Here is a 14,687-nt window from a genome sequence, read left to right on the forward strand (position 1 = left end):
AACATAGGGAGTGACTAGCTGGAGTTTCCATGCTAGAAACACCATTATGTTTGACAGTTCGTCCAAAATTCCCCTCACCGGCGATCCGCTGACGGACATATTGCGCGGATTGCGTCTCGAAGGTGTCGATTACGGCCGTTGCGAGATGAAGGAACCTTGGGGCATCCATTTTCCGGCTCAGGCGGCGGCACGGTTTCATTTCATCGGCCGCAAAGGCTGCTGGTTGCTGCAACCGTCCGGCGAATGGGTGGAACTCAAGGCGGGCGACGCTGCCTTGTTGCCACGCGGTTCAGCCCACACGCTGGCGAGTGAGCCGGGTATCGAGGCGGCGCCGATCCACGGCTATGAGGTCGAGGAAATCTGCAAGGATGTCTATTGCATGTCGAATGACGGCGTGCCCGGCTGCCGTCCGGGCACCTTGCTGTTTTTCGGCAGCATGTATTTCAATCTCGATGGCTTGCACCCCTTGCTCGGCATGATGCCGGACGTGATGCGCGCACATGAGTTGGAGGTCTATGAGCCAGGTATCCCGCATTTGCTGGAGGCGATGGCCCGCGAGGTGACGATGGAACGCGTCGGCTCCGGCGGCATCCTGGCGCGGCTGGCCGATGTGCTTGCCGCAACCGTCATCCGCTCATGGGTCGAGCGCGGCTGCGGCGACTCTTCCGGATGGATCGCGGCGGTCAGGGACCGCGAGATCGGCCGGGTGCTGGCCGCAATCCATCTCGAACCGAACCGCGACTGGACGGTGGAGGCTCTGGCGAAGATGATGGGTGCCTCGCGATCAGGTTTCGCCGAGCGCTTCGCGACCATTGTCGGCGAAACACCGGCAAAGTACGTCACGCAGGTGCGGATGCACCAGGCGAGGCAATGGCTGGTCCGTGACCGGCTCAAGATTTCCGTCGTCGCGGCGCGCCTCGGCTACGAATCCGACGCCTCCTTCAGCCGCGCCTTCAAGCGGGTCATCGGATCGCCGCCCAGCCATTTTCGGGCCGAGGAACAGGCGGAGATCCGCCAGGCCGGCTAAACATTGGCCGGGTTATTGCTCGGTGATGCAGGCCGAGCCGGCGCTACTCTTGCAATATTTGCCGGAAGCCCCGCACCTGCCATCCGAGACTTCGACGACGGTACCGCTCAACAACAGTTTGCAGTCACTGGTGGACAGATTGACCGCGCCGCTGAGGTCCTTGATCTTCTTGGCGTCGACCTGCGCGCCGGCGACAACTTTCTTGGCTGCCTGCGCCTCGCCCAGATGCGCGGCCGACAATCCCATACCGGCGACAAGCAGGATCGTCGCAAAACTGCGTAACAGATTTCCCATAGCCAACCCTCCGTATTTGGGTCTCCAAATTGGGCGTGCAAATCCCTTTTTGGGACCGAAGGATCAGCCTACTCGACAAATCGGAGCATCCGCATCCCCCGTACGGGGGATGCGGATGGCCCAGGGCATTTAGCTGGCGTGACGCAGGCTTATTCCGCTGCCCTTGTCGAACAGCACCACCTTGTCCGGGTTCCAGGCAAAGCGCACCGGCTGCTCTATCTGGACGTCGGTCCTGGCCGGCACGGTGGCGCGCAGCATGGCGTCGCCGACCCGCAGCGTCAGGATCTTCTCGACGCCATGGTTCTCGACGTCATGGACCCGCGCCTCGACCGGCGCGCCGGTCTCGAGATAGACGTCCTCGGGACGAATACCGAAGACGAGCGGGCGACCGTCGGTCGCCGCGCCCGTCTTGGCACCCCCCGGAGTCTTGGCACCCCCCGCAAACGGCAATTCGAAATTGAGCGGCGCCATCACCGCACGTCCGTTGACAAGCTTGCCGTCGATGAGATTCATCGGCGGCGAGCCGACGAAGCTCGCCACGTAGGTGTCGCGCGGATTGTTGTAGATCTCGTACGGCGTGCCGGTCTGGACGATGCGGCCATGGTTGAGCACGCCGACCTTGTCCCCCATCGACATCGCCTCGATCTGATCGTGCGTCACGAACAGGAAGGTGGCGCCAAGCTGCATCTGCAGGTTCTTCAATTCGGTGCGTAGCGCCTCGCGCAACTTGGCGTCGAGCGCCGACAACGGCTCGTCCATCAGGAATACCCGCGGCTTGCGCACGATGGCGCGACCGATCGAGACGCGCTGCATCTCGCCGCCTGAAAGCCTGTCGGTCTTGCGGTCGAGCAGATGCTCGATCCGCAGCGTCCTGGCGGCGCGGTCGACACGATCCTTGATCTCGGCATCGGGCAGCCGGCGGATCTTCGGCTTCAGCGGAAATTCGAGGTTTTCGCGCACCGTATAGCGCGGATAAAGCGAATATTGCTGCAACACCAGCGCCACGTCGCGCTCGGCCGCACCCCAGTCTGCGACATCGACGCCGTCGATGAAGACCTGACCTTCGCTCGGTTTTTCCAGGCCGGCAATCATGCGCAGCGTCGTCGTCTTGCCGGCGCCGGTCTCGCCAAGCAGGACGAAGAACTCGCCATCGGCGATGTCGAGATCAAGCCCGGTCAAGGCGGTGTGGTTGCCGAACTTCTTCGAGATGTTCTTGAGCTGGATGTGGGCCATCAGAGTCTCACTCCCAGCGATTTGCCGCTCGCCGTGTCGAAGAAATGCGCCTGGCTGGGATCGATTCTGACGAAGACCCTTTCGCCGGGGCCGCCGATAAAGCCGCTCTTGGTGCGCGCACGCAGCATCTTGGAGCCGACCTTGAGGTCGACGATGTCGAAGGACCCGAGCGGCTCGACGATCTGCGTCTCCACCGGCAAGAATCCCTCGGCGGCTTCGCGGCGGACGAGGACGCCTTCCGGCCGGATGCCGAGCGCGAGTTGGCTGCCGGCATGGCCGTTGAGCTTCGACAGCAAGGCGCGCGGGAATTCGAAACCGGCGGCCGCATCGCCGACCGTGACCGAGGCCGATGAGGCTTTCTCGGTCACCGAAGCGTCGGCGACGTTCATCACCGGGCTGCCGACAAACTGCGCGACGAAAAGATTCGCTGGATGCGAATAGACCTCGTCCGGCGAGCCGACCTGCTGCAGCACACCTTCATGCATGATGACGATGCGGTCGGCGAGGCTCATCGCCTCGATCTGGTCGTGGGTAACGTAGATGCTGGTCGAGCCCTGCTTGATGTGCAGCCGCTTGATCTCGGCCCGCATCTCCTCGCGCAGCTTGGCATCGAGCGCCCCGATCGGCTCGTCCATCAGCATCGCCTTCGGCCGCCGCACCAAGGCTCGGCCGATCGCCACGCGCTGCATGTCGCCGCCCGACAGCGCCGACGGCTTCTTGGCGAGGAGATCGCTGATCTGCAGCGTCTTGGCGACCGAGCGCACCTCGCTGTCGATCTCGGCCTTGCTCTTGCGCGTCGCTCTCAGCGGAAAGGCGATGTTCTCATAGACGCTCATATGCGGATAGAGCGAGAACGACTGGAAGACCATGGCGATGTCACGGTCGGCGGCCTTGAGGTGCTGGACCGGCTTGCCGTCGATGAGGATGTCGCCGCCGTCGATCGTCTCCAGCCCGGCAATCGCCCTGAGCGTCGTCGTCTTGCCGCAGCCCGACTGGCCGAGCAGCACGATGAACTCGTTATCGTCGATCTTCAGGTTGAGGTCCTTGATGACCTGGACGGCGCCGAAATATTTCTGGACGCCGCGAAGCTCGATCTGGGTCAATGCTGTGCCCCCGGATTTGCCCCTTGCCCGGTGCTGGCCTTCTCCTCCGGCGCGATCTTGGAGGTGATGTTGAAGCCGATCAGGCCGATCAGGATGATGGTCACGCCATAGCTGTGCAGCAGCATGTTCCACGGCTGGCAGAGCGCGATGATACCGAGCACCATCAGCACTTGAGAGCCTGGTTCGAGATATTTCTGGTTGATGGCACGAAAGCTCATTTGCGGATCGCTCCAAACGACATGCCGCGCAGCAGATGGTTGCGGAGCAGGAAGGTGAAGATCGCCACCGGCAGCAGGAACAGGAAGGTTCCGGCGGCAATCACCGTCCAGTCCGGCAGGCCGGAACCGACCTGGCTGGGGATGAAGGGCGGTGCTGTCTGGGCACGGCGGCTGGTCATGATCAGTGCGAAGGCATATTCGTTCCACGCCGTGATAAAGCAGAACACGGCGGTGGCGGCGATGCCGGTGGCGGCCTCGGGCAGCACGATCTTGAAGAAGGCCTCCATGCGCGTATAGCCGTCGACGAGGGCCGCCTCCTCATACTCCTTGGGGATCTCGTCCATGAAGCCTTTCATCAGCCACACCGAGAAGGACAGGTTGAAGGCAGTGTAAAGGATGATCAGGCCGATATGGGAATCGTTGAGGCCGACCGCCCGGTACATCAGGAACATCGGAATGGCGACGACCACCGGCGGCAGCATGCGTGTCGACAGGATGAAGAACAGTAGGTCCGCCTCGCCTTTTACCTTGAAGCGCGAGAACCCATAGGCGGTGAAGGTGCCCATGCCGACGGCCAGGACGGTCGAGGTTATGGCAACGATCAGCGAGTTCATGAAACGGCTCGGATAGCCCGACCACTGCACCTGGCCCTTGCCGTCGCGCACGATCTTTTCGCCGCCATTGAAGACGACGCGCTCCCACCACGGCGCGGCCGCGTACTCCTCCGGCGACGGCGGACTGCGCAGCTGCGAACGCTTGGTGAACAACTTGACGAAGGGCGATATCTCCGGCTGGAAAACCACCGTCGGCGGAATGGTGGTGGCGAGGTTGCGCGGCTTGAACGCCGTCGAGGCGATCCAGTAGATCGGCGCCAGGAAGATGATCGTCACCAGCAGAACAGCGACGATAGCGACCCGGTTGAAGCTGATTTCGGAAGAAGTGCGGACTGCGGCCATCTCAGCGCTCCTTCACCTTGTTGAGGTATTTGACATAGATGTTGGTGATCGCCAGCACCATGATCAGCACGATGTAGGCGAGCGCGCAGGAACGCCCGGTCTGCCATTCCTGGAACGCCATCTTGTAGAGCCGGATCGAGATCAGCTCGGCCGTCGGCTGGCTGGTCAGGATGTAGGCGAGGTCGAAGGTCTTGAACGCCTCCATGGTGCGGAAGATGACCGCGATCATCAGGATCGGCGCAACCAGCGGCAGCGTTATGCGGAAGAAGGTGTAGAACGGCCCGGCCCTGTCGATCGCGGCTGCCTCGTAGAGATGCTTGGGCACGGCCGACAGGCCGGCCAGCGACAACAGCATGACGAAGGGCGACCACATCCAGATGTCGGTCAGCGCGACCGCATAGAGCGCCATTTTCGGATCCGACAGCCATTCGAAGGTGCCGAGGCCCAGCGCATAATTGATGATGCCGAAGGACGGATCGTAGAGCAGCTTCCAGAACAGGCCGACGACGGCCATCGACAGCATCATCGGCAACAACAGGAGCGTCGTCAGCAGGCCCTTGAGCGGAATGTCGCGGTTGAGCAGCATGGCCACGCCGAAGCCGACGAGCAGCTGGCCGGCGACCGAGATGATGACGTATTTTGCGGTGATGGCGAAGTTGGACCAGACATAGGGATCGCTGAGCAGGTCGCGATAGTTTTGCAGCCCGACGAAATTCGCCGCCGCGCTGGTCGAGGCGCGGAAATCGGTGAACGAATAGCCCAGCGAATAGATCAGCGGGAAGATGTTGAAGACGATCAGAAACAGGATCGTCGGGATGATGAAGAGATTGCGGATCGAAATGTCGCTTAGACCGCGAGCGGCGGCCCGCGAAGACCTGTCCAGCGTGGTGATCATCGTGGTCGCCAAGACCCTGCTCCCGGTTCAAAAATCAGAAAAAGAAACGGAGGAGGCACGAACGCCCCCTCCGTGAAACTTCAAACTTATTGGCCGCGGCCGTATTTCTTGAAGGTCGCGTTCCAGTCGGCTGCCAGTGCGTCCAGCGTCTCCTTGGCGGTGCCTTCGCCGCCGATCATGTAGGGATAGATGCGCTGGTTGAGCTGCTGCAGCAGTTCCGCATATTCCGGAACCGCCCAGAAGTCCTTGACCTTGAACATGGTCTCGTAGAACGCCTTGTTGTAGGGCGTGGCGTTCTGGAATTCGGGCGACTTGAGCACGGCGGCACTGCAGGTGTAGCCGCCAAGCGCTGCCCATTTCTTCTGGGTCTCGTCCTTGATGAACCATTCCAGGAACTTCGTCGCCTCTTCCTGCTTCTGCGAGTATGAAACGATGGAGATGCCCTGACCGCCGAGTGCGGCGAACTGGTCGCCGTTCGGGCCGGGAGGATTGGCGAAGAAACCGGTGTTCTTGGCATTCGGGTTCGACGCCTCGTTGATCAGCGAGGGGAAGAACGCGAAGTAGTTCATGCTCATCGCGGCCAGGTTTTCAGTGATCGCCTGGTTGTCCTCGACGAAGAACGACTTGGCCCAGCCCGGAGGCGTGAACTTGTAGAGTTCCTTGTAGGCGTCGAGCGCCGCGATCGCCTTGTCGGAGTTGATGAAGCCGTCGACCTTGTAGGTCTTATAATCACCCAGCTCGCCGCCAAAGGAAAACAGCGCGTTTTCGAAGCCCATCGCCATCGCGTCATACGAATTGTCGGTGTAGATGGCGATGCCGTATTTTTTCTGGTCCGGCCGGTAGAAGAACTCGGCGATGTCGCGCAGCGCCTTGAAATCCTTCGGCACGTCGAGATCGTAGCCATACTTGGCCTTGAAGGCTTCCTTTTCCTTCGGATCCTCGAACCAGTCCTTGCGGTAGGACCAGCCGACGGCGTCGCCTTCAAGTGGAATGGCCCAGTACTTGCTGCTGCCGCCCGGATATTCGGCGTAGTACTTCACCGTCGCCGGTGCCATCACGTCGCCGACCTTGTGCTTATTGAAGAAGTCGGTCAGGTCGACATAGTGGCCACCGGTCGAGCCGGCACCGAGCCATTGCGAGTCGCCGACGACCATATCATAGGCGTCGCCATGGGCGTTGAACTCGGTGAAGGCCTTGGTCTGGAAGTCGGGCCACGGTGTGGTTTCCACCGTGATCTTGACGCCGGTTTCCTTCTCGTACTCGTTGCCGAGTTCCTGCAGGTAATTGGCCGGATCCCATTCCGCCCAGAAGATTGTAAGTTCCTTTTCCTGCGCGTAGACGGACGTTCCGCAGGCGAGCACTAGGCCGATACCAGCAAGCAAGCTGGTCATTGTCTTGCGCATAATGATTTCCTCCCTTGTGCGCATTCTACCGCGTCATGCGAGCCGGCGGCGAGGCCGGCCCTGGTAGTCCTCCCGTGACGGCACCGTTCCGGTTTTTGAGCCTCCTCGTTCGACCGAAACGGATCTTAGCCTTCACCCTTTGATCCGCTTTATTTGCCCTGATCTGGTATTACCAATTTCAGACGAACGTCAAGCCCTTTCTTGGACGGTGGCGGACACGCAGACAAGTTGGTTTCTGCGATATCTGCCTGTTTTCTCTGAATTTTCCTACTCCTTGATACATGAATGCCTTGCTTGGGCCGCTGCATCGCTAGTAGTATGAATAGTCAGGTTGAAAATCTGGTCGAACCAGATTGGCGTTATCTAGCGGCCGACGTCGGCGCGATCCCATCTCCTTCAATCATCGATTCGGTCATAGCCGCGCGCACCAGAGCGCCGGCCGCCCATTGCGCAACCGACATCATACTGCGGCTATCCAATCCCCATATATCCTTCAATACGATCAGCATCTCAACACCGAAGATCAATGACAGCGCCTGCGCGAGCCGCTTGAATTCGCGCGGCGGCAACCGGCCTTTGAGTGGCGCGATCGCATCTTTCAAAAGATCGACGCGATGGCCGCGCGTGAAGGCAGGTTCGCCGTCAAGCGTGCCTGCCTGTCGCTGCGCCCACTGGTCGAGCGACAGTTTCAGCGCCGCCTTGAACGTCGCTTCGAAGACCTCGATGCGCGGCATGGCGGTCTCGAACAGCTCGGCGACCCGGCGCTCGGGATCGGCAGAGCTCGATTTCCAGGTAAGGATCGGCCCAAGCCCCTCATCGACCACCGCCTGCACCAGCGCCGCCTGGCTCGGAAAATACCGATAGGCGGTGGCGCGGGAGACTTCCGCTGCCTCCGCCACCTCGCTGACGGAGGGCGTGGCGCCCGCCTGCATCAGCTTTGTCGCCGTCTCCAGCATGAGACGCCTGGTGCGCGCGCGGGCCCCGCGCTCTACCCGCGGGTTCGGCCCTTGGCCGGCGTCGTCGTTCACTGTCGCTTGTTGACGTGAGACATCCATGTCAATACGATACGCGCGTCTCAAAAAATTGCAATGGCCCTTCGCCCGTCGAACGGCCGGGCAAAGGGGCGGCAGCGCCGAGCACGCCCAAGACCGGGGAAACGCGATGAAGCGCATCTATGTGGTGGGCACCGCCGACACCAAGGGTGAGGAACTCGCATTTCTGTCCGATGCGGTCGCGGCTACCGGCGCTTCGATTGTCCGCGTCGACATCGGAACACGCGGCGCGACCGTGCCGGTCGATGTTTCGGCAGGCGAGGTCGCCAGCCACCATCCCGAGGGTCGCGGTGCCGTGCTCGGCATCGACGATCGCGGCACCGCGGTGGCGGCGATGACCACCGCCTTTGCCCGGTTTGTTCAATCGCGCGGCGATATTGCCGGGATTATCGGCATCGGCGGCGGCGGCGGCACCTCGATCATCACTGCAGGCATGCGCACGCTGCCGCTCGGTCTGCCCAAGATCATGGTTTCGACCTTGGCCTCCGGCGACACCGCGCCTTACGTCGACGTCTCCGACATCGTCATGATGCCGTCGGTGACCGACATGGCCGGCCTCAACCGGCTTTCGCGTGTCGTGCTGCACAATGCCGCCCAGGCGATATCAGGCATGGCGGCAAAGCCGGCGCCGCCGGCCGACGGCAGACCCTCGATCGGCCTGACCATGTTCGGCGTCACCACGCCATGCGTGACCGCGATCGCCGATGAGCTTCGTTCCACCTATGACTGCATGGTCTTTCATGCCACCGGAACCGGCGGCCGCACCATGGAAAAATTGGCCGACAGCGGCCTGTTGTCCGGCGTCATCGACATCACAACGACCGAAGTCTGCGACTTGCTGTTTGGCGGCGTGCTGCCGGCGACCGAAGATCGATTTGGTGCCATCGCCCGCACCGGGCTGCCTTATGTCGGCTCGGTCGGCGCGCTCGACATGGTCAATTTCTGGGCGCCGCCGACAATTCCGGAACGCTATCGCGGCCGGCTGTTCTATGAGCACAATCCAAACGTCACACTGATGCGCACCACTGCCGACGAAAGCAGAACGATCGGCGAATGGATCGGTACAAGGCTGAGCCTCTGCCAGGGTCCGGTCCGTTTCCTCATTCCGGAGAAAGGCGTGTCGGCGCTCGACATCGAAGGCGGCGCCTTCTTCGACCCTGAAGCCGATGCAGCTTTGTTCGAGGCGATCGAGCGTACCATCAAACCCGCCAAAACGCGGAGCGTGCTGCGCCTGCCGCTGCACATCAACGACCCCGAATTCGCCTGGGCTGCCACAACGGCCTTCCTCGACATCGCCAGACAGTGAGACACCAAGACATGACCGCCATACCGCGCAAGAAAATCCTGGAGAAATTCCGTAAGATGATCGCGGACGGCGTTCCGATCGTCGGCGGCGGTGCCGGCACCGGCCTGTCGGCCAAGGCAGAGGAAGCCGGCGGCATCGACCTGATCATCATCTACAATTCCGGCCGCTACCGCATGGCCGGGCGCGGCTCGGCCGCCGGCCTGCTCGCCTATGGCAACGCCAACGAGATCGTCAAGGAAATGGCCTACGAAGTGCTGCCGGTAGTGAAGAAGACGCCGGTGCTGGCCGGCGTCAACGGCACCGATCCCTTCGTCATCATGCCGCTGCTTTTGGCCGAGTTGAAGACGATGGGCTTTTCCGGCGTGCAGAACTTTCCGACCATCGGACTGTTCGACGGCCAGATGCGGCAGAGTTTTGAAGAAACCGGCATGGGCTTCGGGCTCGAGGTCGACATGATTGCCGAAGCGCACAAACTCGACCTGTTGACCACGCCCTATGTCTTCAACCCCGATGAGGCGCGCGCCATGACAAAAGCCGGCGCCGACATCGTCGTCGCCCATATGGGGGTGACCACCGGCGGCTCGATCGGCGCGACATCGGCTAAATCGCTGGACGACTGTGTCAGCGAGATCGACGCCATCGCCAAAGCGGCACGCTCAGTGCGCGAGGATATAATCCTGCTTTGCCATGGCGGGCCGATCTCGATGCCGGACGACGCCAGATATATTCTGGAGCGCTGCAAGGGCCTGCACGGGTTCTATGGCGCCAGTTCGATGGAGCGGCTGCCGGCGGAAGCCTCGATCGCCAGGCAGACGGCGGATTTCAAGGCCGTCACGTTCGGCGCTGCGTAGAGACCAGCAAAAAGAAGGATGGGACGATGACCGACAACAGCAAGGTATTCGTATACCCAAAAGATGTCAGCGCCTTCGGCTTCGACTGGGGCAGGCTGTCGCTGACGGTCGCTCCCGAAGTGAACGGCGCAAAGCGATTTTCCGGTGGTGTCGTCGACCTGCCGTCAGGCAAGGGCCATACGCGTCATAACCATCCGGGTGCCGAGGAGATCATCTTTGTCATCTCAGGCAATGGCGAGCAGATGGTTGAAGACGAGAAGGGCAACCCGGTCGTCGAGAAGGTCGGCCCCGGCTGCACCATCTATGTGCCGGAAAGCCGCTTCCATTCGACGCTCAATACCGGCGACGGGCCGATGCAGCTTTTCGTCGTTTACTCGCCGGCCGGGCCGGAACTGGCCTTGCGGGAGTTGCCGGATTTCGGGTTGATCCCGCCGGGCGGGAAGTGAGATAGAAGCGCCTAACCCCCGCCCCTGTTCCAGCTCCTGCCCCGATCGCCGAACATGACGTAACCGGCATCGATCACCGCCACCGTATCCTCCAGCTTGATGAAGCCGCGCGTCGGGTGGAGCATGGTCGTCTCAACCGAAAGCACCATGTTTTTCTCCAGCGGCTTTGCGGCATAGGTGCCTTCATAGGTCACCGGATGGTTGGTCATCAGGAACGGCGCTTCATGCGTGATCAGCCCCATGCCATGCGCGAAGAAATCAGTGTAGGCCGCAACCTTGGATTTCTTCAGCACGCCTTCGGCATGAGAAATCATGTCACCGCCCAGCGTGCCCGCCTTGACCTTGGAGAAGGCCGCCTGCTGCACTGTCTCGATCTCGGCTAGTAGATCCTCGAGTTCGGCGTCAGGCTCACCCAGCACGCCCATGCGGCAGAGGTCGCCGATATAGCCGTGGTAGTTGCCGCCGGAGTCGATCGACATCACCTCGCCCTTCTTCCACGCCTGCGGCGAGGCGGCACGGTTGTGACTGGAGCCTAGCGTCAGCAGGCAATATTCGAAATGCGCGCCGCGATTGGTTTCCTCGCGCCTAAGCTGTTCGATGATCTCGCTCTTCGTCGTGCCTTCGCGTGCCCAGCCAATGGTCGCCAGCATAGAATCGGTGATCAGCTCGGAGGCGATGCGCAGCTTCTCCAGCTCCGCCTCGGTTTTGATTGCCCGCATGCGCTCCAGCATATCAGTCGCGTCGATCAGCTTGGCATCCGGCAGCGCCTTGCGGATCAGCATATAGGCGTCGGACGGCAAGAAGGCGGGCTCGATGCCGATGCGGGCATTGTCTTTGCCGATCTTTCGCAAATGCTCGACCGCCAGATTGGCGGCATCGAGCGTACCCCAGCAGGCGGCATGCAGTGTCGGCGTCCAGAACGGATGGTTCTGGTGCTCGCCGCCCTCCATGCGGTTGCCGATATAGGCGGCATGCTCCGGCCCGCCTTTCTCATAGACGACGACAGGCAGATAACGGCTGTGGCCGATTGCATCCATGGCGGCGAAGAAGATGAACTTGTAGCCGCCAAGCAGATATTGCGTGTTGTGCTTGGAGGTGGCGAGCAGCACGTCGATGCCGGCTTCCTCCATCAGCCCGTCCACCCTGGCCTGGTCGAACGGCACGCTGCCGACGGCATTCTTGCCTGGGGCAATGTTCATGTCTCTCTCCCTGAAATCCCTTAGCCGGCCGCTCGCCGGCACCGGCTTTTCCGGCTCTGATCCTCGGCTATGCTTAAATCTGCATCATTTTGCCCGATCTGGTCCAGCCAGAACGGGCGAACCAGCCCCAAAAGCTGCTCCACCTGCTGCACTTTACTCCAGTCTGGTCTTGCCAGAACCGCGCATCGAACCGTTTCTGTATAACTGGTCCAGCGGACGGAAATTTCAAAGCCACGTGGGGATGCGCCAATTCCGTCTCTGGCGAAACCCCGGACAAGGCCCATAATCAGCTTTGCAGGATGCTTACGAGCGTCCGAGGGGTACGGCGCACCCGGCCGGGTCCCCGGAGAGGACGGAGTTCGATCATGCCAGAGTTCACCATTTCCAGACGTACGATGCTGGCCGGTTCGGCATTGCTGCTGGCCTCTACCGCCATGCCGACGATCGGCTCGGCGCAGACGCCGAGAAAGGGCGGACGACTGGTTGTCGCCGCCGAAGGGATGAGCGGTGGCGAGAAGAAGCAAGGAGGGCCTGCCTTTGGTAAGCCCGTTAAGCCGGGCTGAAAGCACGGTAGCGATCGGCGCCATGATCCTCATCGGGAACTGCGCGGCTGAAGAGATACCGACAAGAAATGCTGAGCTTCTCTCTCGCGTACTTCTTACACTCATTTCAGCAGCGGCGATGTCGGTACGTGTACTATGAACCAGCCGCCGAGTGGCCTGGCTAAGGGCGTGCGACGTATGCTCATTTCCAAGAAGGAGCGTCTTTCCAAACCGAAAGAGTTCGAAAGTCCTGGCGCCTGAGAGCTGGATGCTGTCGGATCCCTCCGCAAGGCCTCGGAGCGTTTCGGCTTCCGGTGCTGCCGTCCAAAGTATATGATCTAGCTAGCCGGCCGCACCAAGCGAAAGACGCTTGAACACAACCATCGTAGCCGTGATGCCAGGGGGGCTTGCGGTTGGCCGCTACTTGGAATGACCAGAGCCAGTACGGCGAGGTGGAATTCCCCTGATGGAGGGGCAAATGGGAATCCAAACAGCAACATACGCAATCGCTTTTTCGATAGCAGCTTCGGCTTGGGCAACTCCGGCAGCTCCCGAAAACCCCCCTGAGGTGCTCATAGAAGCGACAATAGAGCGTGGCGGCGATTTCTTAGCCTTCGGTTTTGACTCTCTCTGGATGATGAGTGGCCGTAAGCTTGTTCGGATCAATCCAGACGACAACTCTGTTGCCGACATTCCCATTGAGGGGGCTGTCGGCAGTTACCGCGGGATTTCCGTCGGCGAGGGCGCCGTCTGGGTGCCGGATGTCGGCAGCAAGACAATCTACAAGGTAGACCCGCACGCAAACAAAATCGTCCTGCAAATACCGTCCCTCCTATTCGACAGCGAAGGTAGCATCGGAGTCGGTGACCCATCGGTTGGCGGCCTCGTGTGCGTCTGCAAAATCAGGATGGATCGACGAGAAGAGAGCTGTATCCATGCAGCACATTCGGGTGCCGGCGAGGACGTGAAACTCCGTCCCGCCCGCGGTGCTCTCCGGTGTTTGGCAGCACGCCCCAAAACAAAAACCCGGCGCCGTAGGGCTACCGGGGTTCGATGCATTTTGTGCAGGGGTGGTATCAAAACGAAAACGGCCCGCACAAGGCGGGCCGTTTTCGTTTTTGGTTGCGGGGACAGGATTTGAACCTGTGACCTTCAGGTTATGAGCCTGACGAGCTACCGGGCTGCTCCACCCCGCGTCAACCCTAAAGGTAAGCCTTGGCTCACCGAATTCAAGCTTCCGCCAAATGAAAGGGCCGCTTGCGCGGCCCGGAGTCCCGTTGGCGGGCCTGTTCGTAAGGAGAAGATTAAACAACGTGCGCTTGGCAGACCTGGCAGCGACCTACTCTCCCGCGTCTTGAGACGAAGTACCATCAGCGCTGGAGCGTTTCACGGCCGAGTTCGGAATGGGATCGGGTGCAGCCGCTCCGCCATAACCACCAGGTCGGCAAAACGCACGTTGCTCGAGAAGCTGTTTTCTGTGCCATCCATCGTGTTCACGATGGGCATTAGGAATGAGAACGATCAAGCCGATCGAACTATTAGTACCGGTAAGCTTCAAGCGTTGCCGCTCTTCCACACCCGGCCTATCAACGTGGTCGTCTTCCACGGTTCTCAGGGAATACTCGTTTTAAGGTGGGTTTCCCGCTTAGATGCCTTCAGCGGTTATCCCGTCCGGATATAGCTACCCTGCTATGCGGCTGGCGCCACAACAGGTCCACCAGAGATCCGTCCATCCCGGTCCTCTCGTACTAGGGACAGATCCTTTCAATATTCCTACACCCACGGCAGATAGGGACCGAACTGTCTCACGACGTTCTGAACCCAACTCACGTACCGCTTTAAATGGCGAACAGCCATACCCTTGGGACCTGCTCCAGCCCCAGGATGCGATGAGTCGACATCGAGGTGCCAAACAACCCCGTCGATATGGACTCTTGGGGGTCATCAGCCTGTTATCCCCGGCGTACCTTTTATCCGTTGAGCGATGGCCCTTCCACGCGGGACCACCGGATCACTATGACCGACTTTCGTCTCTGCTCGACTTGTCAGTCTCGCAGTCAGGCAGGCTTATGCCATTGCACTCAGCGAACGATTTCCGACCGTTCTGAGCCCACCATCGCGCGCCTCCGTTACTCTTTAGGAGGCGACCGCCCCAGTCAAAC

At 60.8% G+C, this 14,687-nt stretch carries 15 protein-coding genes, 1 tRNA gene and 2 rRNA genes (1 of these 18 only partly in view); 6 read left to right on the top strand and 12 right to left on the bottom strand.

Annotation, left to right across the window (positions count from 1 at the left end):
- Nucleotides 1-46: 46 nt before the first annotated feature.
- Nucleotides 47-1,027, top strand: a complete 981-nt coding sequence (locus NKI95_RS02810) for an AraC family transcriptional regulator (RefSeq protein WP_352518055.1) — start codon at nt 47-49, stop codon at nt 1,025-1,027.
- A 12-nt stretch (nt 1,028-1,039) separates the two neighbouring features.
- On the opposite strand, the gene NKI95_RS02815 is transcribed toward NKI95_RS02810, so the two are convergent.
- From NKI95_RS02815 to NKI95_RS02850, 8 genes are all read right to left on the bottom strand, one after another.
- Nucleotides 1,040-1,321, bottom strand: a complete 282-nt coding sequence (locus NKI95_RS02815) for a hypothetical protein (protein WP_352714061.1) — start codon at nt 1,319-1,321, stop codon at nt 1,040-1,042.
- Nucleotides 1,322-1,450: 129 nt separating this feature from the next.
- The gene (locus tag NKI95_RS02820) at nt 1,451-2,554 is read right to left on the bottom strand and encodes an ABC transporter ATP-binding protein (protein WP_352714064.1); all 1,104 of its coding nucleotides are present in this window, start codon (nt 2,552-2,554) and stop codon (nt 1,451-1,453) included.
- Nucleotides 2,554-3,657 carry an ABC transporter ATP-binding protein gene (locus tag NKI95_RS02825; RefSeq protein WP_352714066.1) on the bottom strand — a complete coding sequence of 368 codons (1,104 nt, stop codon included), beginning with the start codon at nt 3,655-3,657 and terminating at the stop codon, nt 2,554-2,556. The genes NKI95_RS02820 and NKI95_RS02825 overlap by 1 nt, the downstream gene beginning before the upstream one ends.
- Nucleotides 3,654-3,875 (bottom strand): hypothetical protein, encoded by a 222-nt coding sequence (locus tag NKI95_RS02830; protein ID WP_352714068.1) that lies wholly within the window; start codon nt 3,873-3,875, stop codon nt 3,654-3,656. The genes NKI95_RS02825 and NKI95_RS02830 overlap by 4 nt, the downstream gene beginning before the upstream one ends.
- Nucleotides 3,872-4,831, bottom strand: a complete 960-nt coding sequence (locus NKI95_RS02835; protein WP_352714069.1) for a carbohydrate ABC transporter permease — start codon at nt 4,829-4,831, stop codon at nt 3,872-3,874. The genes NKI95_RS02830 and NKI95_RS02835 overlap by 4 nt, the downstream gene beginning before the upstream one ends.
- Nucleotide 4,832: 1 nt before the next feature.
- Nucleotides 4,833-5,738: a carbohydrate ABC transporter permease gene (locus tag NKI95_RS02840; protein WP_023722315.1), complete on the bottom strand. Its 906-nt coding sequence runs from the start codon at nt 5,736-5,738 to the stop codon at nt 4,833-4,835.
- Nucleotides 5,739-5,812: 74 nt separating this feature from the next.
- The gene (locus NKI95_RS02845; protein ID WP_023722314.1) at nt 5,813-7,129 is read right to left on the bottom strand and encodes an ABC transporter substrate-binding protein; all 1,317 of its coding nucleotides are present in this window, start codon (nt 7,127-7,129) and stop codon (nt 5,813-5,815) included.
- Nucleotides 7,130-7,488: 359 nt separating this feature from the next.
- Nucleotides 7,489-8,184: a TetR/AcrR family transcriptional regulator gene (locus tag NKI95_RS02850; protein WP_352714071.1), complete on the bottom strand. Its 696-nt coding sequence runs from the start codon at nt 8,182-8,184 to the stop codon at nt 7,489-7,491.
- Between the two features lie 106 nt (nt 8,185-8,290).
- Between NKI95_RS02850 and NKI95_RS02855 the strand changes: the two genes are divergently transcribed.
- Genes NKI95_RS02855 through NKI95_RS02865 form a run of 3 tightly spaced genes read left to right on the top strand, consistent with a single transcriptional unit; the run spans nt 8,291 to nt 10,784 of the window.
- Nucleotides 8,291-9,487 (top strand): Tm-1-like ATP-binding domain-containing protein, encoded by a 1,197-nt coding sequence (locus NKI95_RS02855; protein WP_352714073.1) that lies wholly within the window; start codon nt 8,291-8,293, stop codon nt 9,485-9,487.
- Nucleotides 9,488-9,498: 11 nt separating this feature from the next.
- Nucleotides 9,499-10,338 (top strand): phosphoenolpyruvate hydrolase family protein, encoded by an 840-nt coding sequence (locus tag NKI95_RS02860; protein WP_352714075.1) that lies wholly within the window; start codon nt 9,499-9,501, stop codon nt 10,336-10,338.
- A 26-nt stretch (nt 10,339-10,364) separates the two neighbouring features.
- On the top strand, nt 10,365-10,784 hold the full coding sequence (locus tag NKI95_RS02865) for a cupin domain-containing protein (RefSeq protein ID WP_352714076.1): 420 nt from the start codon (nt 10,365-10,367) through the stop codon (nt 10,782-10,784).
- 11 nt (nt 10,785-10,795) lie between these two features.
- Here the strand turns inward: NKI95_RS02865 and NKI95_RS02870 are convergent, their stop codons facing one another.
- Nucleotides 10,796-11,983 (bottom strand): M24 family metallopeptidase, encoded by a 1,188-nt coding sequence (locus tag NKI95_RS02870; RefSeq protein WP_352714077.1) that lies wholly within the window; start codon nt 11,981-11,983, stop codon nt 10,796-10,798.
- A 365-nt stretch (nt 11,984-12,348) separates the two neighbouring features.
- Here NKI95_RS02870 and NKI95_RS02875 point away from each other — a divergent pair, with 365 nt between their 5' ends.
- Nucleotides 12,349-12,546 carry a hypothetical protein gene (locus tag NKI95_RS02875; protein ID WP_352714079.1) on the top strand — a complete coding sequence of 66 codons (198 nt, stop codon included), beginning with the start codon at nt 12,349-12,351 and terminating at the stop codon, nt 12,544-12,546.
- A gap of 457 nt (nt 12,547-13,003) precedes the next feature.
- Nucleotides 13,004-13,666: an NHL repeat-containing protein gene (locus NKI95_RS02880; RefSeq protein ID WP_352714081.1), complete on the top strand. Its 663-nt coding sequence runs from the start codon at nt 13,004-13,006 to the stop codon at nt 13,664-13,666.
- Here NKI95_RS02880 and NKI95_RS02885 read toward each other — a convergent pair.
- The 3 genes from NKI95_RS02885 to NKI95_RS02895 form a co-directional block, all read right to left on the bottom strand.
- A tRNA-Met gene (locus NKI95_RS02885) sits at nt 13,645-13,721 on the bottom strand. The genes NKI95_RS02880 and NKI95_RS02885 overlap by 22 nt on opposite strands.
- A gap of 130 nt (nt 13,722-13,851) precedes the next feature.
- A 5S ribosomal RNA gene (gene rrf / locus NKI95_RS02890) occupies nt 13,852-13,966 on the bottom strand.
- Nucleotides 13,967-14,042: 76 nt separating this feature from the next.
- Nucleotides 14,043-14,687: ribosomal RNA gene (locus tag NKI95_RS02895) — 23S ribosomal RNA — on the bottom strand; it runs 2,154 nt beyond the window's last position.

The sequence above is a fragment of the Mesorhizobium sp. M0306 genome (assembly GCF_040321655.1).
GTDB lineage: Bacteria > Pseudomonadota > Alphaproteobacteria > Rhizobiales > Rhizobiaceae > Mesorhizobium.